The sequence below is a fragment of the Dyella sp. genome (assembly GCF_035685885.1).
Classification (GTDB): domain Bacteria; phylum Pseudomonadota; class Gammaproteobacteria; order Xanthomonadales; family Rhodanobacteraceae; genus Dyella.
The window spans coordinates 17,353-38,985 of sequence record NZ_DASRZX010000162.1 but is presented as its reverse complement, the minus strand read 5'-3'; the positions used below and the strand labels follow the sequence as shown (position 1 = coordinate 38,985).

The 21,633-nt window shown below is 64.8% G+C and carries 20 protein-coding genes and 1 riboswitch; of the genes, 6 read left to right on the top strand and 14 right to left on the bottom strand.

Going from position 1 to position 21,633, the window contains the following annotated elements; all coding sequences use genetic code 11:
* Positions 1 to 53 precede the first annotated feature (53 nt).
* The 3 genes from greA to carA are packed head-to-tail and all read right to left on the bottom strand — an operon-like array spanning position 54 to position 4,883.
* Positions 54 to 530, bottom strand: a complete 477-nt coding sequence (gene greA / locus VFG49_RS18760; RefSeq protein WP_324863435.1) for a transcription elongation factor GreA — start codon at positions 528 to 530, stop codon at positions 54 to 56.
* On the bottom strand, positions 527 to 3,754 hold the full coding sequence (carB, locus tag VFG49_RS18755; RefSeq protein ID WP_324863433.1) for a carbamoyl-phosphate synthase large subunit: 3,228 nt from the start codon (positions 3,752 to 3,754) through the stop codon (positions 527 to 529). Before carB ends, greA begins: the two co-directional genes overlap by 4 nt.
* Positions 3,747 to 4,883, bottom strand: coding sequence for a glutamine-hydrolyzing carbamoyl-phosphate synthase small subunit (gene carA / locus VFG49_RS18750; protein WP_324863431.1), 1,137 nt, complete (start codon positions 4,881 to 4,883; stop codon positions 3,747 to 3,749). The genes carB and carA overlap by 8 nt, the downstream gene beginning before the upstream one ends.
* 210 nt (positions 4,884 to 5,093) lie before the next feature.
* Between carA and VFG49_RS18745 the strand changes: the two genes are divergently transcribed.
* From VFG49_RS18745 to VFG49_RS18735, 3 genes are read left to right on the top strand one after another with little or no spacing between them, the layout of a single operon-like run.
* On the top strand, positions 5,094 to 5,789 hold the full coding sequence (locus tag VFG49_RS18745) for a 2OG-Fe(II) oxygenase (RefSeq protein WP_324863429.1): 696 nt from the start codon (positions 5,094 to 5,096) through the stop codon (positions 5,787 to 5,789).
* Between the two features lie 57 nt (positions 5,790 to 5,846).
* Complete coding sequence (locus VFG49_RS18740; RefSeq protein ID WP_324863427.1) at positions 5,847 to 6,599, top strand: tetratricopeptide repeat protein; 753 nt, start codon at positions 5,847 to 5,849, stop codon at positions 6,597 to 6,599.
* A gap of 25 nt (positions 6,600 to 6,624) precedes the next feature.
* A complete protein-coding gene (locus VFG49_RS18735; RefSeq protein ID WP_324863425.1) occupies positions 6,625 to 6,963 on the top strand; it encodes a hypothetical protein in 339 nt (112 codons plus the stop codon).
* 2 nt (positions 6,964 to 6,965) lie between these two features.
* On the opposite strand, the gene VFG49_RS18730 is transcribed toward VFG49_RS18735, so the two are convergent.
* The 7 genes from VFG49_RS18730 to hrcA all read right to left on the bottom strand — a co-directional run bounded on the left by VFG49_RS18730 (position 6,966) and on the right by hrcA (position 15,281).
* On the bottom strand, positions 6,966 to 7,973 hold the full coding sequence (locus VFG49_RS18730; RefSeq protein WP_324863423.1) for a sodium:calcium antiporter: 1,008 nt from the start codon (positions 7,971 to 7,973) through the stop codon (positions 6,966 to 6,968).
* A 77-nt stretch (positions 7,974 to 8,050) separates the two neighbouring features.
* Positions 8,051 to 8,205, bottom strand: a riboswitch (yybP-ykoY riboswitch).
* A 51-nt stretch (positions 8,206 to 8,256) separates the two neighbouring features.
* Positions 8,257 to 9,165 (bottom strand): pyridoxal kinase, encoded by a 909-nt coding sequence (pdxY, locus tag VFG49_RS18725; RefSeq protein WP_324863421.1) that lies wholly within the window; start codon positions 9,163 to 9,165, stop codon positions 8,257 to 8,259.
* A 70-nt stretch (positions 9,166 to 9,235) separates the two neighbouring features.
* Positions 9,236 to 10,039 carry a 4-hydroxy-tetrahydrodipicolinate reductase gene (gene dapB, locus VFG49_RS18720; RefSeq protein WP_324863419.1) on the bottom strand — a complete coding sequence of 268 codons (804 nt, stop codon included), beginning with the start codon at positions 10,037 to 10,039 and terminating at the stop codon, positions 9,236 to 9,238.
* A gap of 225 nt (positions 10,040 to 10,264) precedes the next feature.
* A complete protein-coding gene (gene dnaJ / locus VFG49_RS18715) occupies positions 10,265 to 11,386 on the bottom strand; it encodes a molecular chaperone DnaJ (protein ID WP_324863417.1) in 1,122 nt (373 codons plus the stop codon).
* Positions 11,387 to 11,520: 134 nt separating this feature from the next.
* The gene (dnaK, locus tag VFG49_RS18710; protein WP_324863415.1) at positions 11,521 to 13,449 is read right to left on the bottom strand and encodes a molecular chaperone DnaK; all 1,929 of its coding nucleotides are present in this window, start codon (positions 13,447 to 13,449) and stop codon (positions 11,521 to 11,523) included.
* Between the two features lie 160 nt (positions 13,450 to 13,609).
* A complete protein-coding gene (grpE, locus tag VFG49_RS18705) occupies positions 13,610 to 14,143 on the bottom strand; it encodes a nucleotide exchange factor GrpE (protein WP_324863413.1) in 534 nt (177 codons plus the stop codon).
* A gap of 85 nt (positions 14,144 to 14,228) precedes the next feature.
* The gene (hrcA, locus tag VFG49_RS18700; RefSeq protein ID WP_324863411.1) at positions 14,229 to 15,281 is read right to left on the bottom strand and encodes a heat-inducible transcriptional repressor HrcA; all 1,053 of its coding nucleotides are present in this window, start codon (positions 15,279 to 15,281) and stop codon (positions 14,229 to 14,231) included.
* A gap of 194 nt (positions 15,282 to 15,475) precedes the next feature.
* Between hrcA and recN the strand changes: the two genes are divergently transcribed.
* Positions 15,476 to 17,146 carry a DNA repair protein RecN gene (gene recN / locus VFG49_RS18695; RefSeq protein ID WP_324863409.1) on the top strand — a complete coding sequence of 557 codons (1,671 nt, stop codon included), beginning with the start codon at positions 15,476 to 15,478 and terminating at the stop codon, positions 17,144 to 17,146.
* Positions 17,147 to 17,308: 162 nt separating this feature from the next.
* Here the strand turns inward: recN and VFG49_RS18690 are convergent, their stop codons facing one another.
* Positions 17,309 to 17,944 (bottom strand): response regulator transcription factor, encoded by a 636-nt coding sequence (locus VFG49_RS18690; protein WP_324863407.1) that lies wholly within the window; start codon positions 17,942 to 17,944, stop codon positions 17,309 to 17,311.
* Between the two features lie 70 nt (positions 17,945 to 18,014).
* On the opposite strand from VFG49_RS18690, the gene VFG49_RS18685 reads away from it, so the two are divergent.
* A complete protein-coding gene (locus VFG49_RS18685; protein ID WP_324863405.1) occupies positions 18,015 to 19,610 on the top strand; it encodes an MASE1 domain-containing sensor histidine kinase in 1,596 nt (531 codons plus the stop codon).
* A 338-nt stretch (positions 19,611 to 19,948) separates the two neighbouring features.
* On the opposite strand, the gene fur is transcribed toward VFG49_RS18685, so the two are convergent.
* Positions 19,949 to 20,365 (bottom strand): ferric iron uptake transcriptional regulator, encoded by a 417-nt coding sequence (gene fur / locus VFG49_RS18680; RefSeq protein ID WP_324863403.1) that lies wholly within the window; start codon positions 20,363 to 20,365, stop codon positions 19,949 to 19,951.
* A gap of 76 nt (positions 20,366 to 20,441) precedes the next feature.
* Here fur and VFG49_RS18675 point away from each other — a divergent pair, with 76 nt between their 5' ends.
* A complete protein-coding gene (locus VFG49_RS18675; RefSeq protein WP_324863401.1) occupies positions 20,442 to 20,906 on the top strand; it encodes an outer membrane protein assembly factor BamE in 465 nt (154 codons plus the stop codon).
* Positions 20,907 to 20,921: 15 nt separating this feature from the next.
* Here the strand turns inward: VFG49_RS18675 and VFG49_RS18670 are convergent, their stop codons facing one another.
* Positions 20,922 to 21,203: an RnfH family protein gene (locus VFG49_RS18670; RefSeq protein WP_324863399.1), complete on the bottom strand. Its 282-nt coding sequence runs from the start codon at positions 21,201 to 21,203 to the stop codon at positions 20,922 to 20,924.
* Positions 21,196 to 21,627 (bottom strand): type II toxin-antitoxin system RatA family toxin, encoded by a 432-nt coding sequence (locus VFG49_RS18665; RefSeq protein WP_324863397.1) that lies wholly within the window; start codon positions 21,625 to 21,627, stop codon positions 21,196 to 21,198. The genes VFG49_RS18670 and VFG49_RS18665 overlap by 8 nt, the downstream gene beginning before the upstream one ends.
* Positions 21,628 to 21,633 lie beyond the last annotated feature (6 nt).

Below are 21,633 nucleotides of genomic sequence, written 5' to 3'. Positions count from 1 at the left end.
GGGCTAGCCCGTGTCGCCCACAGGGTGCGCTCCCACATTTTTCTTCCGTGCGATCAGGCGTAGCGCACGCCCACAATCGCGTAGCTCTTCACGCCATTGGGTGCGGTGAATTCGAAGCTGTCGCCTTCGCTCTTGCCGATCAAGGCGCGAGCGATCGGCGATGACACAGCGATCAGGCGCTGTTTGATGTCCGCTTCCAGATCGCCGACGATCTGATAGGTCACCGCTTCGCCGCTGTCCTCGTCTTCCAGATCCACCGTCGCGCCGAACACGACTCGCGAACCAGCGGCAAGGCGGCTGACGTCGATGACCTCCGCCGTGGACAGCAACGCTTCCAAAGCGCCGATGCGACCTTCGATGAAGCTCTGTTGCTCGCGTGCCGCGTGGTACTCCGCGTTCTCTTTCAGATCGCCATGCGCGCGCGCCTCAGCGATGGCCGCGATGATATGCGGCCGATCAAAGGACTTCAGCTTTTCCAGCTCACTGCGAAGACGCTCCGAGCCTGCCTTGGTAATAGGCGCTCGACTCATGCTTTCAGTTCCTTATGCAGTTCCTGCAGGCTGTGCACCGAGCCGTCGCCGTGATAATCCAGCGAATGCACCAGCGCACGGGCGCCTGCCACCGTGGTGGAGTACGTGACGCGCTGCTGCAGGGCCTCGCGCCGGATCGAGAACGAGTCGGCGATCGCCTGCTTGCCCTCGGTCGTGTTGACGATATAGACGATTTCGCCGTTCTTGATCAGGTCGACGATGTGCGGACGGCCCTCGATCACCTTGTTGATGCGCTCGCAGGCCACGCCGTGCTCAGCCAGGTACTTGGCCGTACCTTCGGTGGCGACCAGGCTGAAGCCGCGCTCCAGTACTTCGCGCGCCACCGGCAGCAGGCGATCCTTGTCGGCATCACGCACCGATACGAACACCTTGCCCTTCGGCGGCGTCTTGATGCCGGCAGCATCGTGGCCGCGTGCGAACGCGGCACCGAAGTTGCGGCCCACGCCCATCACCTCGCCGGTGGAGCGCATCTCGGGGCCGAGGATGGGATCGACGTTCTGGAACTTCAGGAACGGGAAGATCGCTTCCTTCACCGAGTAGTACTCGGGAATCACTTCACGCGTGGTGCCCTGGGCAACCAGCGAACGGCCGGCCATGGCTCGCGCGGCGATCTTGGCCAGCGGCACGCCGGTGGCCTTGGACACGAACGGCACGGTACGCGAGGCGCGCGGGTTCACTTCGAGGATGAACACCGTATCGCCCTGGATGGCGAACTGGGTGTTCATCAGGCCGATGACCTTCAGCTCCTTGGCCATCAAGGTGACCTGGCGGCGCATCTCGTCCTGCACTTCCTGGGTCAGCGAGTACGGCGGCAGCGAGCAGGACGAATCGCCCGAATGCACGCCGGCTTCCTCGATGTGCTCCATGATGCCGCCGACCAGCACGTTGCCTTCGGCGTCGGCGATGATGTCCACGTCCACCTCGACCGCGTGGTCAAGGAAGCGGTCCAGCAGCACCGGCGAATCGTTGGACACCTGCACCGCTTCGCGGATGTAGCGCGAGAGGTCGGCATCGCCGTAGACGATTTCCATCGCGCGGCCACCGAGCACGTAACTCGGACGCACCACCAGCGGATAGCCGATCTCGCGCGCCGATGCCAAAGCCTCTTCGGGCGTACGCGCTGTGCGATTCGGCGGCTGCTTCAGGCCGATCTTCTCGATCATCTGCTGGAAACGCTCGCGGTCTTCGGCGAGATCGATCGAGTCCGGCGAAGTGCCGATTACCGGCGCGCCCGCAGCTTCAAGCGCGCGTGCGAGCTTGAGCGGCGTCTGGCCGCCGTACTGCACGATCACGCCCTTGGGCTTTTCGAGATCGATGATCTCCAGCACGTCTTCCAGCGTCAGCGGCTCGAAGTACAGGCGGTCGGACGTGTCGTAATCGGTCGACACGGTTTCCGGGTTGCAGTTGACCATGATGGTTTCGAAACCATCTTCGCGCAGCGCGAGCGCCGCGTGCACGCAACAGTAGTCGAACTCGATGCCCTGGCCGATGCGGTTCGGGCCACCGCCGAGCACGATGATCTTGTCGCGATCGGTCGGGTTGGCTTCGCACTCTTCCTCATAGGTCGAGTACATGTAGGCCGTGGTGGTGGCGAACTCGGCGGCGCAGGAATCCACGCGCTTGTACACCGGGCGCACGCCCAGCGTGCGACGCAAGTGGCGCATGGCGGCTTCGTTGGTGTCCAGCAGTTCGGCCAGGCGCGCGTCGGAGAAGCCCATTCGCTTGAGTTCGCGCATGCGCGGCGCGTCGAGCGCGGTCACGCCCTGAGCCTGCACTTCCTTCTCGGTCAGCACGATGTCTTCGAACGCTGCGAGGAACCATGGGTCGACGCGGCTGAGGCCGTAAACGTCTTCCAGCGTCAGGCCGGCACGGAAGGCATCGGCCAGATGGAACACGCGATCCGGGCGCGGCTCACGCAGCTCGCGCTTGAGCGCGTTGACGCCTTCGTCCGTGGTGAGATCCAGGCCGGTCGGGTTGAGGCCCGTCTTGCCGATTTCCAGCCCACGCAGCGCTTTCTGCAACGATTCGTGGAAAGTGCGGCCCATCGCCATCACTTCGCCCACCGACTTCATCTGGGTGGTGAGGCGGGCATCGGCGGAAGGGAACTTCTCGAACGCGAAACGCGGAATCTTGGTGACCACGTAGTCGATGGTCGGCTCGAACGACGCCGGGGTCAGGCCGCCGGTGATGTCATTCTTCAGCTCATCGAGCGTGTAGCCCACGGCCAGTTTCGCAGCGATCTTGGCGATCGGGAAGCCGGTGGCCTTGGAGGCCAGCGCCGAGGAGCGCGACACGCGCGGGTTCATCTCGATAACGACGACGCGGCCGTTTTCGGCGTTGATGCCGAACTGCACGTTGGAGCCGCCCGTATCCACGCCGATCTTGCGCAGCACCGCGATGGAAGCATCGCGCAGGCGCTGGTATTCCTTGTCGGTAAGCGTCTGCGCCGGCGCGACGGTGATCGAGTCGCCGGTGTGCACGCCCATCGGATCGAGGTTTTCGATGGAGCAGACGATGATGCAGTTGTCCGCCTTGTCGCGGACCACTTCCATTTCGAATTCCTTCCAGCCGAGCACGGATTCCTCGACCAGCACTTCGCCCACCGGCGAAAGATCAAGGCCGCGCTTGACGATCTCTTCGAATTCTTCCTTGTTGTAGGCGATGCCGCCGCCCGAGCCGCCGAGCGTGAAGCTCGGGCGGATAATGGTCGGAAAACCCACTTTCGCCTGCGTCACCAACGCCTGCTCGAAAGTGCGAACGACTTCGGCCTTCGGGCATTCCAGGCCGATCTCGGCCATGGCCACGCGGAACAGTTCGCGGTCTTCGGCCATGCGGATGGCTTCGCGCGAGGCGCCGATCAGCTCGACGTTGTACTTCTCCAGCACGCCGTTGTCGGCCAGGTCGAGCGCGCAGTTGAGGCCGGTCTGGCCGCCCATCGTCGGCAGCACCGCATCGGGGCGCTCCTTCGCGATGATGCGCTCCACCGTCTGCCAGTTGATCGGCTCGATGTAGACGGCGTCGGCCGTCTCCGGGTCGGTCATGATCGTGGCGGGGTTGGAGTTGACCAGGATGACCCGGTAACCCTCTTCCTTCAGCGCCTTGCAGGCCTGCGCGCCGGAGTAGTCGAACTCACAGGCCTGGCCGATGACGATCGGGCCGGCACCGATGATGAGGATGCTCTTGATATCGGTGCGCTTAGCCATGCGTGCGGGCCTCCTGCATCAGGGCGGCAAAACGATCAAATAGGTAGCCGATGTCGTGCGGACCAGGGCTCGCTTCCGGGTGGCCCTGGAAGCAGAACGCCGGTCGGTCGGTGAGCGCGAAGCCCTGCAGCGAACCATCGAACAGCGAGGAGTGGGTGACGCGGGTGTTCGCCGGCAGCGTGGCCGGGTCGACGGCAAAGCCGTGGTTCTGCGAGGTGATCAGCACGCGGCCGTCGTCGAGATCTTTCACAGGGTGGTTCGCGCCGTGGTGACCGAACTTCATCTTCAGCGTCTTGGCACCGACGGCAAGGCCCATGATCTGGTGGCCCAGGCAGATGCCGAACAGCGGGATCTTCGCCTCCAGGAACTGGCGCGTGGCTTCCACCGCGTAATCGCAGGCCGCCGGATCGCCGGGACCATTGGAAAGGAACACACCGTCGGGCTTCATCGCCAGCACGTCGGCGGCCGGCGTCTGCGCGGGCACCACGGTGATGTCGCACCCCTGCTCGGCCAGCAGGCGCAGGATGTTGTGCTTCACGCCGTAGTCATAGGCCACGACCTTGAAGCGTTTGGACGGCTGATTGAATGCGGTGCCGTCGAGGTCGTAGATGCCCTCGTTCCACTGGTACGACTCGCCGACGCTGACCACCTTGGCCAGGTCCATGCCATTGAGGCCCGGAAAAGCGCGCGCCTTGGCCAGTGCGGCTTCGGCATCCACCGTTTCGCCGGCAACGAGGCAGCCGGAGAGTGCGCCCTTGTCGCGCAGGATGCGGGTGAGGCGACGCGTGTCGATGCCGGCGATGGCCACGATCCCGTGGCGCTTGAGGTAATCGGGCAGGCTCTCGGTGCTGCGCCAGTTGCTGGGACGACGCGGCACGTCGCGCACGATCAGGCCGGCGGCGTGCACCGTATCGGACTCCGCGTCCTCGACATTGACGCCGGTGTTGCCGATATGGGGATACGTCAGGGTAACGAGCTGTCGGCTGTACGAGGGATCGGTGAGGATCTCCTGGTAGCCGGTCATGGCGGTGTTGAAAACCACCTCGCCGACGGTTTCACCAGTCGCGCCCACGGCGTGGCCGTGGAACACGCTGCCGTCTTCGAGGGCAAGCAGAGCAGAAATAGGCATGGGAGGGCCGCCTTTAGGTGCAGCAAAGTCCGCAAGCCGCTGCATAGCAGCTCGTGGACCTTGGTCGAGGAATGTTTCAGGGCGGGTAGAAATGATAGGCGCAAGGGCCCTTGGTGTCCACCAAAACAGCTGAACATGAGACGGGAAAAAGGCCAACCGCCGGCCCGCACGGGCGCTACACTAAGTACGCCCAGCCCTTTGACGGACCGTATGAACACAGCCGCGCTGCTTGATCCCGCCCGCCTCGACCGACCGGATACGGACATACGGCTGGAACCGTTTCCCTTCCTGGTTGCGCACGGACAGCTGCCGGATGAGGCCAGGGCCGACCTGGAGCGTGATTTTCCGCGTTACACCAGCGCCGGCTTCTTCCCTTACGACGCCAGCGATTGCGGCCCGTCGATCAACGCGCTGGTGCAGCGCCTCAGTTCGCCCGAATTCGCCAGCGCGATCGGTACGCGCCTGGGCATTCCCGATCTGGGCCAGTATCCGACGCTCATCACGCTGTGCCGGTCCTTGAACAAGCGCCACGGCACCATCCATACCGACAGCAAGTCGAAGGTCGCCACGGCCCTGCTCTATCTCAACAACCTCTGGCCGGATACCAGCGACGGCTGCCTGCGCTTCCTTGGCAGCATCGACAGCATCGACAACATGGTGGCGCCGGAACTCAAGCCGCTCTACGGCGAGTTCGCAGTGTTCAAGCGCTGCGAGAATTCCTTCCACGGCCACCTGCCCTACGAGGGCGAGCGCCGCGTGATCCAGGTGGCCTGGCTCACCAGCGAAGAGGAAAAGCTGCGCAAGACCAAGCGTGGCAAGTTCTCCCGCGTGTTCAAGAAAATCTTCGGCTCGCTCGACCGCAAGCTGGGCGCCGGTCGCGACCGCAGCGCCGCCCACAAAGACTGATCCGCACTTCGCGCTGACATCACTTCGGCACCTCGCACCGCATCCAGGGAAAAAGGCATGCCTTTCGTCTTGCTGTTGTCCATTGCCCTGCAGATCGCCTGCGCCATCCATGTGGTGCGCAGCGGCCGGCCCTTGTACTGGATCTGGCTGATCCTGATCGGCTCCTATCTCGCCGTCGGTGTCTATGTGCTGGTTGCCGTGATTCCGGACCTGCGGCATGACCCGCGCGGGCGGAAGGCAGCGACCAAGGCCTTGCATGCGATCGACCCAGAGCGTCGGCGCCGCGAACTCCAGCGCCAGTTGGAAATCAGCGACACGGTCGATAACCGCCGCCGCCTGGCGGAAGAAAGCCTGCGCCTGGGCGACCACGGCAACGCCCAGGAGCTTTACCAAGGCCTGCTTTCAGGCATGTACGCCACCGAACCGGATTTCATGCTCGGTCTCGCCCAGGCCCAGGCAGGCCAGGAAGACTATGCCGGCGCACGCCAGACGCTGGACGCGCTGATCAAGGCCAACCCGAACCACCGTTCCAGCGACGGCCACCTGCTTTATGCGCGCTGCCTGGAGGAACTCGGCGAAACGGATGCGGCGCTCGACGAATACCGAGTGCTGGCCGACAGCTACCCCGGGGAGGAAGGACGCTATCGCTACGGCCGCCTGCTCGCGCGCAGCCAGCGTGCCGCCGAAGCGCGCGAAGTGCTGCAGTCGCAGATCCGACGCGCCCAACTGATGCCCGGTTATTACCGCCGCAAGGAGCAGCCCTGGCTCAAGGCGGCCAAGCTGGAACTTGCCCAGCTAAGCGACGCCTGATCCCCAACCGCGAGGCAAGGACGCCATGAGTGACATCTCGACGTCGGGCACGCCAACCGCCGCCATGCAACCTTCCACGCCAAAGCCGAAGGGAAGCTTCGGCGGCGGCTTGGGCATCGCATGGGCGGTGTTTGTTATCGGCCATGTTTTGATCTTCGTGGCGCTCAGCTTCCTACACCTCTACGTGTACGGCCTGATCCCGATCCTGATGCTGCTGCCCGAACAGGCACTCATCATGGCTGCGCTCGTACTGATGTACCGCGGCCGATGGCATACGAGCGCGGGTCTTCTGCTGGGCATGGGGTCAGCCCTTGCGTTAGTCGCAGCATTCGTGTGGTGGGTGGCCCGGGCGACCCACCTCTGAGTTCACACCGCGGTTCCGAAGTGCCAGGCAATGTAGGCCGCGAAAACGCCATACAAGAGTCCCACCGGCAGCAGCCAGCGTGCATCCACTCGCCCACGGCGGAACAGCCACCACAGATAGACGATAGCCACGCCAGTCAGCACGCCCGCGACCATCAGCGGCGCGTCGAATAGCCATGGCGTGGCGAATAGCGCCAGCGAACTGGGAATGGTTGCCTGGATCATCATCGCGCCGGAGATATTGGCCAGGGCAAGGCGCTCCTTGCCCTGGCGAACCCAGATCAGCGCATTCATCGTTTCCGGCAACTCCGTCGCCACGGGGCTCAACACCAGCGCGACCAGATGTGGCGACAGCTGCAGCGCCACGCCGATGGCCTCGATCTGCTTGACGAAGGTGTGCGAGGCAATGGCGATCACCAGCAGCGCCAGTACGGTCTGCGCGGACACCCACCACAAGGACGGATTGGCCGACTTCGGCTGCAGCTTCAGCGGCTCCAGGATTTCTTCGTCGGGCGCGGTGTCGTCGCTCTTCAATTCGCGCCACACGTACAACGCATAAGCCGCCAGGAACAGCACGCCAAGCCAGGGCTTGAACGCAAAGGCGATGAGGCCCAGCGAGCACTTCACGACGAAGATGGCAAGGAACCAGGCCTGGTCACGCGCCAGCCGCCCGTGGACGACGCGCACCAGGTTGTCGGTGCGCTGCAGGCGCCGGCGATTCATCCACAGCGCCACGCCGACAAAGGCATAGGCGATGGTGGCCAGCACCAGCGGACCGCCCAGGGCCGCGCCCACACCGATGTCTTTTTGTTCTGGCGTCTTCCCCAGCACCACGGCTACAAAGGTCACCGCGCTTTCGGGCAAGGCCGTACCAAACGCGGCCAGCACCGTACCGGTGACGGTCGCGCCGAGGCTCAGCTTCTGTCCGAACCACTCCACGCCGTTGACGAAGTATTCGCAGGCGACATAGATCGCACCGGCGGAGAGCAGGAACGACAATGCTGTAAGCATGATTTTTTCCAAAGCCGGGCGAGCGGAACACCATTGGCGCAACGACGCGGGCTCGCCCGGCCGGGTGAGCGCGTCGTGGCCAAAGGTCTCGCCGGGCTGCCGATACCGAAAGTATCGATGGCCATCCGCACCATGAAGCCGGAGCTTCAAGTCTGTTGACGCGGATTCCTCGGTGTCGCAAACCACGGCGGCTTGCAGGGGGTGAGGATGGCTACTCCCCAATGACAACGGGCGTCATGGTACCGGCCGCTCCGGACTCGGGCAAGCGAACACTCCAGCGACTTCAGGCGCGCTGCGCCGCGTAGCGTGGCGGGCCGGGCTGACGCGATGCGGGCGCGGCGACCGTGACGTCCAATTCTTCGTGCTGACTGGCCAGCGTGCTTTCGAGCGCCGCGTGTACACCGGCCACGGCGCGCTCCAGAGCTCGGGGCATGGACTCGCCGGCCAACAGGTCGGCCACGATCAACGCAGTGAGCACGTCGCCGGTGCCGGCCGAATCGATCGGCAGTTCCGGCGAGCTTACCTTCCATGCCTCGTCGCGACTCACCGCCAGCGTCACCAGTTCGCCCAGCGCACCGCGCACGCTGTGCGTCACCACCCAGTGCGGGCCGCGTTCAAGCAACGCGCGCGCTGCATGAAGTCCCTCCTGTTCGATGGCCACGGGTAGACCGCTGAGGCGTTCGAGTTCGAAGGCGTTGGGGCTCACCAGCCACGCGCGCGGCAGCAGGCGCTCGCGAAAGACAGCTTCAAGACCCGGCTCCACATACGGACCGGTGTGCGTGTCACCGATCACCGGATCGAGGCAGAAGCGCAGCTGTGGTGCCTCGGGCAACACCTGCTCGATCCAGTCGGCAAAGGCCTGGCCGTTGTCCACGCTTCCCAGATAACCCGACAGCAAAACGCGGGCGCGCCGATGCAGTTCTCGCTCGCGCACACCCTGCAACAGGTCGGCAAACCATTCCACCGGCAATACCCTGCCGCGCATCGTCGGGTAGAAGGGCGTGTTGCTCAGCAGCGTGGTGGGCACTTCGGCGACGCGAAGGCCCAACTGCCGCAGCACCGGCACAGCGGCGCTGTTACCCGCATGGCCATACACGAGCTGCGACTGCACCGACAGGATGTCCACCGGCGCCGGTCCATCCGGACGCCGACGACGGCCGTACAGGACAGGGTCTTCGAGCGGCTGGGTCATGGCTTGCCTTCAATGCATGCGATGCGAAGCATCTTCGCAGCGCGGCCTTTCATCGCGTCGTCGATATCGCTCAGCGCGAAGAGCGGTCAGCAAGCATCGCGTCCAGGTTGTACTCGCCAGCGGCGCGGCCACTGAGCCAGTGCGCGGCCTCCAGTGCACCTCGCGCGAAGATCGAGCGATCGGTTGCACGGTGCACCAGTTCGATGCGCTCGCCCTGCCCCATCAGCAAGGCTTCGTGTTCGCCGACGATGTCGCCGCCGCGCACCACGGCAAAACCGATCGTGCCAAGCGTTCGCGGTCCGGTGCGCCCTTCGCGTGCATAGACGGCGCTCTCGCGCAGCGTGGTGCCGCGCGCCTGCGCAGCGGCGTCACCCAGCGCCAGCGCCGTGCCCGAGGGAGCGTCTTCCTTGCGGTTGTGATGGGCCTCGACGATATCCAGGTCCCAGTCTGGCAGCGATGCCGCGGCTTCACGCAGCAAGCGCGTGAGCACGGCGACGCCGAGGCTGAAGTTGGCCGCGCGCAGCAGGGGAACGCGCTGCGCGGAAGCCGTGAGGCGACGATCGAAGGTGGGATCCAGACCCGTGGTGCCGGTCACCAGCGCAACGCCATAGGATTCGCAGTACGTCAGAGCCTCGGCCAGGCCGGCCGGGCCGCTGAAATCCACCACGACATCCAGCGTATCCGCGCCCGGCCAGCCATGCGTGTAACGCACGGCACTGCCATCGGCGTAGACGGGTTTGTCGCGCAGCGACGAGCCCGGCGAGGTGATCGCTGCGGCCAAGGTGAAGCGCGCATCCTTTTGTACCAGCGCGAGCAGGGCCTGCCCCATGCGACCGGTAGCGCCGTTGACAGCGAGGCGAACGGGATGGCTCATGCAAGGTCCTCGCGGATCTAAGACGGACAGAAGCTGCCGATCCTACCGGCAGCCACGCGCCGCGTACACCGGCGTTTCGGCTTCCTCGCCAGCCTTTCGCAGGACTTCACGAAGGCCGCGTGCATGCCGGCCCGCACAGCCATGTTGGCAACGGCCAGATATAGGTGAAGACGCTTGTTGACTGCGATGTTCGCGCCTTGCCCGAAGCCAAGGCGCAAGCGTTGATCAGGACGTCACGCGCGACCAGAACTGCTTGACGCCATCGACCCAGGTCTTGGCGCGCGGCGTGTGCTGGTTGGGCTCGCCTTCGCTGAAGGTAGCTTCCAGTTGCTCGAACAGTTCGCGTTGCTGCTTGGTGAGACGCACCGGCGTCTCCACCACGACGCGGCAGATCAGGTCGCCGGTACGGCTGCTGCGCACCGACTTCACGCCGCGGCCGCGCAAGCGGAACAACTGGCCGGTCTGGGTCTCCGGCGGGATGTTGATCGGCACCTCGCCTTCCAGCGTCGGCACCTGCAGCTCGGCGCCAAGCGCCGCCTGCGAGAAGCGGATCGGCAGTTCGCAATGCAGGTCGTTGCCGTCGCGCTGGAAGATCGAATGCTCGCGCACGCGCACTTCCACGTAGAGATCGCCCGCCTCGGCGCCACCGGGGCCCGCTTCGCCCTGGCCGGTGAGCCGGATGCGGTCGCCGTTGTCCACACCTGCCGGAATGTTCACCGACAACGCACGGGTTTCCTGCAGCAGGCCTTCACCGTCGCATTGCTTGCACGGCTTCTCAATGCTCTTGCCGCTGCCACCGCAATGCGGGCACGCCTGCTGGATGGAGAAAATGCCGTTCTGCATGCGCACGCGGCCATGGCCTGCGCAGGTCTTGCAGGTAACCGTCTTGCCGTCATCGGAGCCGGTACCGGCGCAATGATGGCAATTCACCTGCGTGGGAATCTCGATCTGCTTCTCGACGCCGAATACGGCCTCTTCGAGATCGAGATCCATGATGTAGCGGAGATCGGAACCGCGACGTGCGCGGCCGCGGCCGCCACCGCCAAAGATGTCGCCAAAGATGTCACCGAAGATGTCGCCCATGTCGCCGAAACCGGCGCCACCGCGACCGCCCATGCCTTGCTCGAACGCAGCATGGCCGTGCTGGTCGTACATCGCGCGCTTTTGCGCGTCCGACAGCACTTCGTAGGCCTCCTTGGCCTCCTTGAATTTCTCTTGGGCGTGCGGATCGTCCGGGCAACGGTCCGGGTGGTACTTCATCGCCAGGCGGCGGAAGGATTTCTTCAGCTCTACCTCGGTGACGGTGCGTTCAACACCCAGGACTTCGTAGTAATCACGCTTGCTCATCGTTGCATCCGACATGGATCGCTCTCTTGCTACATGAATCGTCCGATCCATGTACTTATCAGCAAACAGCCCGCGCCAAGGCATTCAATCCCGGGCGCGGGCTGCGTCAGATCGGCAGCGCCGACCGGTCTATGTTACTTCTTGTCGTCCTTGACTTCAGTGAACTCGGCATCGACCACGTCGTCGTGGGCCGCCGAACCACCACCCTGCTGCGCGCCGGCGTGTGCACCGGCATCGGCCTGGGCGCCGCCCTGCGCCGCGGCATACAGCGCCTGGGCGACCTGCTCGAGCTTCTCGACCTTCGATTCGATGGCCGCCTTGTCGTCGCCGTCCTTCACCTTCTCCAGGTCGGAGAGCGCGCCTTCGATTGTGCTCAGCTGGTCGGCCGGCACCTTGCCGCCGTGCTCCTTGAGCGCGCTGCGGGTGGCGTGCACCAGCTGGTCCGCCTTGTTGCGGGCACCGACGAGCTCGTGGAACTTCTTGTCTTCTTCCTTGTTGGCCTCGGCGTCGGCCACCATGCGGTTGATCTCTTCCTCGGACAGGCCCGAGCCGGCCTTGATCTCGATCTTCTGTTCCTTGCCGCTCTTCTTGTCCTTGGCCGACACATGCAGGATGCCGTTGGCGTCGATGTCGAAGGTCACCTCGATCTGCGGCATGCCGCGCGGTGCCGGCTCGATGCCCTGCAGGTCGAACTTGCCCAGCGACTTGTTGGCGCTGGCTCGCTCGCGCTCACCCTGCAGCACATGCACGGTAACCGCGCTCTGGTTGTCGTCGGCAGTGGAGAACACCTGCGAGGCCTTGGTCGGCACGGTGGTGTTCTTTTCGATCAGCTTGGTCATCACGCCGCCCATCGTCTCGATGCCGAGCGACAGCGGGGTGACGTCGAGCAGCAGCACGTCCTTGACCGAACCGCCCAGCACGCCGCCCTGGATCGCGGCGCCGACAGCGACGGCCTCGTCCGGGTTGACGTCCTTGCGCGGCTCCTTGCCGAAGAAGTCCTTCACCGACTCCTGCACCTTGGGCATGCGGGTCTGGCCACCGACGAGGATCACCTCGTTAATGTCGGATACGCGCAGGCCGGCGTCATTCAACGCGGTGCGGCACGGCTCGATGGTGCGCTTGACCAGGTCTTCCACCAGCGCTTCGAGCTTGGCGCGGGTCAGCTTGATGTTGAGGTGCTTGGGGCCCGACGCATCGGCCGTGATGTACGGCAGGTTCACTTCGGTCTGGTGGCTGGAGGACAGCTCGATCTTCGCGCGCTCGGCGGCGTCCTTCAGACGCTGCAGCGCCAGCGGATCCTTGCGCAGGTCCATGCCCTGGTCTTTCTTGAATTCCTCGACGAGGTAGTCGATGACGCGCATGTCGAAGTCTTCGCCACCGAGGAAGGTGTCGCCGTTGGTGGCCAGCACTTCGAACTGCTTCTCGCCGTCGACTTCGGCGATCTCGATGATCGACACGTCGAAGGTGCCGCCGCCGAGGTCGTATACGGCAATCTTGCGGTCACCGCCCTTCTTGTCCAGGCCATAGGCCAGCGCAGCCGCGGTCGGCTCGTTGATGATGCGCTTGACGTCCAGGCCGGCGATGCGGCCGGCGTCCTTGGTGGCCTGGCGCTGGCTGTCGTTGAAGTACGCCGGCACGGTGATCACCGCTTCGGTCACCGGCTCGCCGAGATAGTCCTCGGCGGTCTTCTTCATCTTCATGAGGACCTTGGCCGAGATCTCCTGCGGAGCCATCTTCTTGCCGTCGGCCGTCTGCACCCAGGCGTCGCCGTTTTCATGGGCCACGATGCCGTAGGGCACGATGTGCAGGTCTTTCTGCACTTCCGCGTCGGTGAACTTGCGGCCGATGAGGCGCTTCACCGCGTAGAAGGTGTTCTTGGGGTTGGTCACGCTCTGGCGCTTGGCCGGCGCGCCCACGAGGACTTCGTTGTCCTTGGTGAAAGCGACGATCGACGGCGTGGTGCGATCGCCTTCCGAATTCTCGATGACCTTGGCGGTGGTGCCGTCCATCACGGCAACGCACGAGTTGGTCGTGCCCAGGTCGATACCGATGATTTTACCCATGTTGTCTACTCCCTAAATTCTTAAGCGACCCCTCGGCCGCAACTGGTATGTCAGATGGGGCTCGCGGCCTCTCAACTCAATGCCGGCGAGCACTCCGATGCTTTTGCCACCGATGCCGGACGGAGACGCTGTTCAGGCGTCCAAACCGCCGACAGTGGTGTCATTCCTTCGCGACCGCCACCAGGGCCGGACGCAACAGCCGATCGTTGAGCACATAGCCTTTCTGCAGCACGCTGACCACCGTATTGGGCGCGGCGCCCGGTGCTTCCACCATGCTTACCGCGTGGTGCCTCTCGGGATCGAGCGGCAGGCCGACGGGATCGACCTGCACCAGGCCGTTGTTCTCGGCAACCTTCAGCAGCGACTTGAGCGTCAGGGAGATGCCTTCGCGCATGCTCGCAACGTCGCTGCTTTCCACCTGCAGGCCGCGCTCCAGGCCGTCGTAGACCGGCAGCAGCTCGTTCAACAGCTTCTCGTTGGCAAAGCGGCGAGCCTGCTCCACGTCGCGATGCAGGCGGCGGCGCTGGTTCTCGATCTCGGCCTTCTCGCGCAGCACGGTGTCGCGCAGCTCCACATTGCCGGCTTCCAGCTCCGCGATGCGCGCCTTCAGCGCCTCCAGTTCGGCGTTGAGGGCTTCGCCCTGCCCGCCGCTGCCCTGTGCGTCGTTCGACGCCGTTGGATCGTTGTTCTGCATGAATGACTCCAAGCCTTATCCGTGGCCGGTGCCCCAGGCGCCAGCCGTCAATTACCTGCGGGTAAAACCCCGCCTCCCGGGCGGGTTATAGGGTCGTCGCGACGCGATTCAAGGCGTCGCTGAGTAATCCGGCCGTGGCCTGAACCACCGGGATCACCCGTTCATAGGCCATGCGGGTCGGCCCGATGACCCCAACCGCGCCCAATACGCGGCCCTGGGCGCCATAGCTGGCGGTCACCACGCTGCAGCCGTCCAGCGCCGCAAACCCCGATTCCTCGCCAATGAACAGCCGCACGCCAGGGGCCTTGGCACAGACCTCCATCAGCTGCAGCAGCTCGTTTTTCTTCTGGAACGCCTCGAACAGCTCCCGCAGGCGCTCCAGGTTGGCCAGCTCCGAATATCCCATCAGGTTGGTCTGGCCACTGACCAGCACATCGTCGCTCTCGCCCTGGGGCGCGAACGAGGCCGCCGCCAGTTCGACCGCGCTGGACATCAGGCGGTTGAGCTCGCCGCTGGTCTCCCGCAGTTCGCGCAGCAGGTGGGCGCGGATGTCGTCCAGGCGCAGGCCCGCAAACTGGCTGTTCAAGTAGTTGGCGGCCTGCTCCAGCTCGCGCCCGTCCAGCGGCTTGGCCAGTTGCACGATGCGGTTTTGCACCTGGTTGTCGGAGAACACCAGGATCACCAGCACGCGGGCGTCGGGCAGTGGCACGAAGTCGATGTGCCGCAGCGGGAAGTCAGCCTGGCGCGGCACCGTGACCACGCCGGCAAAGCGGGTCATCGCCGACAGCAGGGTGGAGACATTGCCCAGCAGGTCGCGGGTGGTGGTCGATCCGGGCGGCAGCTCGCGGCGCAGACGGGCCATCTCGTCGATCCGCAACGGTTGCAGCTCGATCAGGCTGTCCACGAACAGGCGCAGCCCGCGTGGCGTGGGCACGCGACCCGCCGAGGTATGCGGCGAGGCAACCAGCCCAGCCTCTTCCAGGTCGGCCATGATGTTGCGGATGGTGGCCGGACTGACATCCAGCCCCGAGGAGCGCGACAGCGTGCGCGAACCCACGGGCTCGCCATCGGCGAGGTACTGGGCGATCAGCGTGCGCAACAGGCGGCGTGCGCGGGCATCGAGGTTGGCGGCGGGCATGCTGTAGCAATCCGTGAGACAGCAAAGAAATAAGGTCTTGCGGGAAAGTTTGCAAGAAACGGGGATGGGGGTCGGGTTGCGGGGGCGCCAAAATCGAATGTCGACACGCGTTTCGACACCAATGCGTGCGCTCCCACTACCCGTCCCCCATCCCCTGCCGCTTACAATCCCCCGACTTCACCACGCCCTCGCCCATGCTCACCTCGCTCTACGTTCGTCATTTTGCCGTCGTCGAAGAAGCCGAGATCGCCTTCGGCCCGGGACTTACCGTGGTCAGCGGCGAAACCGGCGCGGGCAAGTCCCTGCTGGTGGACGCGCTGATGCTGCTGGCCGGCGCCCGCGCCGACAGCGGCATGGTGCGTGCCGGCAGCGATCGGGCCGAACTCACCGCCGAATTCGACCTCTCCGACCTTCCCGAAGCGCGCGCATGGTTGCGCCGCGAGGAGCTGGACGAGGAGGACAGCTGCCAGCTGCGCCGCGTAATCCGCGCCGAGGGCAGCTCGCGCGCCTGGATCAACGGCCGTCCCGCCAATGCCAGCCAGCTTGGCGAACTGGCCACGCTACTGGTCGAAATCCACGGCCAGCATGAGCACCAGGCGCTGCTGTCGCGCGCCCATCAGCTGGAACTGCTCGACGCCTACGCCGGCAATGAAACGCTGGTGGCACAGGTACGCGAACTGGCCACGCAATGGCGCGAGCTGGGCCAGCGCATCCGCAAGCTCAGCGGCGGCGATGACCGCGAACAGCGCATCGAACTGCTGCGCCACGAACTGGACGAACTGGAGAAGTGGGCCCTGCCCGCCGCCGAACTGACCGAACTGGAGGCCAGCCACAAGCGCCTGGCCAATGCTGGCCGGCTAGCCGAAGGTGCCGGCGGCGTGGTTGAACTGCTCGATGGCGACAGTGAATTCGCCTTGCGACGTGCGCTTGGCCGCGCTCAGTTGGAGATGACCAAGCTGGCCGCGCTGGACGACAAGCTCGCCCCGATGCTGGAGCTGCTCGACAACGCCTCGATCCAGCTCAGCGAAGCAGCGGATGGCCTGGGTCGCTACGCGCTCGACGTGGAACTCGACCCCGATCGCTTCTCTGATGTCGACACGCATTTGACCCGGCTGCACGAGCTTTCGCGCCGACACCGCGTAGCGACGGCGGAATTGCATGACAAAGCCTCTACCGTGCGCGACGAACTGGCCGAGCTGGAAGGCGCCGGCGATGCGCTGGACAAGCTCGCCCGCCAGCGCCAGCAGCTGCAGCAGCGCTACGAGCAACACGCCGCTGAACTCAGCCAGTCACGCCAGGACGCGGCCACGCGGCTGGGCGAGGAAGTGAGCGTATTGATGGCCGAGCTTGGCATGAGCGGCGGACGGCTCTCGATCGAACTGGAAGCGACCGGCGAAGGCGATCCCGACGCGCAGGGTCGAGAACGTTGCGAATTGCTGGTAAGCGCCAATCCCGGCCAGCCACCGCGCGCACTGCGCAAGGTGGCCTCGGGCGGTGAACTCGCGCGCATCAGCCTGGCCATCGAGGTCGCCACGCTGGGCAAGGACACCATCGGCACGATGGTGTTCGACGAAGTCGATACCGGCATCGGCGGCGCCGTGGCGGAGGTCGTGGGTCAGAAGCTGCGCGCGCTCGGCGGCGAACGCCAAGTTCTGTGCGTTACGCATCTGCCGCAGGTGGCTGCGCAAGGCCACGCGCATCTGCGGGTAAGCAAGGCCAGTGATGGCGAATCTACGCGCACGCGCATCGAGAAGCTGGATGCCAATGGGCGTCGGGATGAGCTGGCGCGCATGCTCGGCGGCGTGGAGATCACGCGCGAAACCAAGGCGCATGCGAAGCAGATGCTGGAGCGGGCGCAGGTCTGAGGCGGCGCCTCGCTTAGTCTGAAACGCTTCCTAGCCTCATTCCGTCGAACGTCCTCATCGTCATTCCGCCGAAGGCCGGAATGACGATGAGATGGGGGAAATTGAACGTCGCCAGCGCACGAGCCCAGAGAAATAGCTGTGATTCGTCGACACCCGCAGCGATCAGTTCTTCCGCGGCAACAGCCCACGCTCGGTCGCCATGCGGTACAGATCCAATTCCGAACCCGCGCCCAACTTGCCCATCAGGCTCGCTCGGTGGATGTAGACCGTCTTTTGCCCGATGCCGAGTTCACCCGCCACCTGCTTGGGCGCACGTCCTGCCGCCAGCAACAGGAACACCTCGCGTTCGCGGGCGGTCAGGCGATGGATCGGGTCACGCGATTCGTTGGGACGCTCGGCGCGGCGCTTGCGCAGGTCTGAACTGAGGAAGCAGTCGCCCAACATCACCGCGCGCAGGCCGGCCACCAGTTCCTCCGGTGCCACGCCCTTGGTCACGTAACCGCTGGCGCCGCGGCGCAACGCTTCGGAAACGTAGGGTTCGCCGTCGTGCATGCTCAGCACCACGATGCGCGTGTCGGGCGCGACGCTGCGCAAATGCTCGATGAGCGGCAGCCCGCTGCCGTCGGGCAGCGAGAGATCGAGGGCCACGAGGTCGGGTCGGCGCTGTCCAACCGCTTCCACCGCATCGTCGGCGCTGCGGCACTCCGCAACCACCTCCAGATCCGGCTCCAGTTCGATCAGCCGCTTGAACCCCTCGCGTACGATGGCGTGGTCATCGACCAGGACAATGCTGTACATGGATGGCATGTATAGCAGCCGGAAGGATGGCCGCCTATACCCCCCGACACTGACAGGTAACATCGACCGCATGCGATCGAAATCTTCCGTGCTTCCTGGTACCAGCCTGCTGCTGAGCATTGGCTACTTCCTGCTCTGGCTGTTGCTGTGGCCCACCGAGCAGCCGTACTGGATGCTGCCTTATGGGCTGCGCTTCGGCGCGCTGCTGCTCGCGCCGCTGCGGATGTGGCCCTGGCTGCTGGGCGCTGAGTTCGCTGCCACTGGCCTGATCGCCCTGGTGCACGGGCTGCCGATGGGCTGGATCGGCTTTTTCTTCGGCGAACTGCCCGAACCCATCGTGGTGACGGTCTGCCTCTGGTTGATGCGCCGCGCCAACCTGCATCCCAGCCTGCGCGATCCGGAAGACGTCGCCCGCCTGTTGCTGTCGGCCGCCTTCACCGTAGCCGCCACCACCGCCACCGATGCCGTGCTGCTGGCACTGGTGCACAACAGCCCGTCCTCCGACCTGATGGTGCAGGCGCTGGGCCAGGATCTGCTGGGCAACTATGTAGGCGTGCTGCTGGTGGTGCCCCTGTTGATCATGCTGTTGCGTGCCCGGCTGACCAAACGGGCGCTAGGCCGGCTGATGATGGACGGCCTGCTGGTGCTGCTGCCTTCGCTGGCGATTTTGATGGTGCTTTCCTCCCACGCCGCGCCGCAGCCGCAGTTCGCTCGCGTGCTGTCGCTGGCGCCGGTGCTGTTCTTCGCCTTCCGGCATGGCTGGCGCGGCGCCAGCCTGTCGATGTTGATCTCCAGCCTGGGCATGACCCTGGTGGACCATGTCTCCGGCCACGGCATTCCCGGCGCCGCGGGCGAGCTGTTCCTGGCGGTGGCGGGCACGGGCGCGCTGATGCTGGGCTCGGCCACCGACGCCCTGCGCCGCAGCAGCGAGCGCGTGGCCGAACAGAACGTGTACCTGGCCGCCGTCAACCGGCGCCTGGACCATCTGGCCCGCCAGTTGCGCGACGCCGCGCGCGGCAACCTGCAGACCGAGGAAAACCAGCGGCGCCACATGGCAGCGGAACTGCACGACGAGCTCGGCCAGAACCTTACCGCCATCCAGACTCACCTCAAGCTCGCCCAATCCCGCCTCGCGCAAGGCGGCATGGATGACATCGGGGTATCGATCAACGCGATCCTGGGCCACATGAGGCGCGCCCTGCACCGCATGCTGGACGACCTGCGCCCCGCCGTGCTCGACGAGTTCGGTTTGCTGCGTGCGCTGGACGAGGGGCCGATCCGCGACCTGCTCAGCGCCGCCGGCGTGGTCTACCGCACGGAACTGCGCGGCGACCCGCGCCTGCTGGACGACGACACCCGCACGGTGATCTATCGCCTGGTGCAGGAGAGCGCCACCAATGCCGTCAAGCACGCCCACGCCGACGTTTTCCAGCTCAGGCTGCGCATCGGCGAGCGGCAAGGCGTGGCGCTGGCCCTGCTGGACATCCGCGACAACGGCATCGGCCTGCCGGCACGGATGCCCCGCGGCGGCCGTGGCATGCAGGGCATGCGCGATCGCGTCACGGCGTTGGGCGGCCTTTTCCGCGTCAGGCCTGAATCCCAGGGCGTTCACCTGCGCATTTTGTTGCGCAGCAGCACGCAAACCGGTGACGTGGCTCGCACTTAGGACGGTTACATAGGAAATTTTCCAATACCGGACGTGTGAAGGCTTCGTTAGTCTCGTTCCATCGATGTGGGGGAGCCACCATCGCAAGATGGTGAGCCTTGCCAACCGTGGGGACGGTGGGCAAGAAGAGCGGCAGGATGCCGTTCCGCCGGATTCGGTGGCACAACCCAGGCTGCGCGAGCAACTCGCCTTCCTTGGAGCCATCCGATGACGGATCAAGCCGCAGGGCGGACAGGAGTCCTCCCGCGGCTTTTTTTATGGGCAAATGCTGGCCCGGCCCCACAAAAAAGCCGACCGCGTCGCCGCGATCGGCCTCCTGCGAGCCCAGCCCGGTTCGACTACTTGTGGCGATGCTTCGGGCGGACGTACAGCACCAGACTGTGGTCCTCGATGACGTAACCATGCCGGGCCGCGATTTCATGCTGGAGACGCTCGATCTCCTCGCTGATGAACTCGATGACCTTTCCACTGTCCACATCGATCATGTGGTCATGATGCTTGCCGCGGTCCAGCTCGTAGACGGCCTGGCCACCCTCGAAATTGTGCTTGACGACGATGCCGGCGGCCTCGAACTGGGTCAGCACCCGGTAGACCGTCGCCAAGCCGATGTCTTCCTGGTGGGCGAGCAGCTTCTTGTAGACATCTTCGGCGGTGAGGTGGTGTGCCTCCTCCTCCTCGAAGATCTGCAGGATGCGCATGCGCGGGTGAGTGACTTTCAGCCCGGCTTTGCGCAGTTCTTTGGTTTCCTGTTCCATAGCAAGCTCCACGCACACGGCGCCACGGGGCCGTTAGTGTATCATCCGACACCTTTACGATCCGGACGCAACACGCATGCACAAGCTGATTCGCACGCTGGGTTTTGGCCTGCTGGCCCTGTCGCTGGCTAGCTGCCGTCTCATCTACACCCCCGACGTGCAGCAGGGCAACCTGCTCGACAAGAAGACCGTGGATCAGTTGCAGCCGGGCATGACCAAGCGCCAGGTTCTGGTGCTGATGGGTTCGCCGTCGGTGAACTCGCCGTTCAACCAGAACCAGTGGGATTACGTTTCCACCCAGCAGCACCGCGGCGGCGACATCAAGATCCGCACGCTCACGCTGACATTCAACAATGACGTGCTGGTGCGCACCGAGGGCGACTTCTTCGCCGAGGACGCGCAGAAGCTGGTCAACGACACCAAGAAGTACCACGCCAGCTACCCGGTCGACGAAACCAAGGGTGACAAGAGCACCGACGATACGTCCGGCAAGGACGGCGGCAACAGCGGTGGCAATAACGGCGGCGACAACGGTCACTGATGCGCCGCGCCTGCGTCAGCCCTCGTGGGCGCGACGCCGGCGTGCTTCCTTCGGGTCGAGCGTGAGCGGCCGGTAGATTTCCACTCGGTCGCCCTCTTCCAGCAATTGCTCCGGCGACGCCTTGCGCGAAAAGATGCCCAGGCGCGCAGGATCGATGATCAGGTCCGGCAACTCCGCGATGATGTTTGATGCCTCGATCGCCTGTATCACCGTGCTGCCCGCTGGCAAGGTCACCCGATGCACGATCTGCTGCGTGGGCCCGGCATAAACCACCTCGACGGTGATGGACTCAGCCATAGGTGCGTTCCGCCTCGCGGCAGAAATCATCGACCATGCGTCCCGCCAGACCCTGGAAACCCAGCTTGAGCGCAGTGCCGCCGAGCCTGCCTGCGTAATCGAAGTCGAGTGCAAAGGACACCTTGCAACCGGCGTCGCCCAGCGCAATGAACTCCCATAGCCCGTCAAGGCTACGGAAGGGACCATCGACCAGGCTCATGTGCAGGCGTTGCGGCCGGACCGTGGTATTGCGGGTGGTGAAGCTCTGGTGGAATCCCGCGTACTTGAGATCCAGCCTTGCCACCAGCACATCTTCCCCACGCTCGAGGATCTCGGCGCTGGCACACCAGGAGAAACGCTTTGGGTATGCTTCGACCTCATTGACCAGGTCAAACATCTGGGCCGGGGAATATCGCACCAAGGCGCTGCGGCGGATCTCGATCACTTCAGC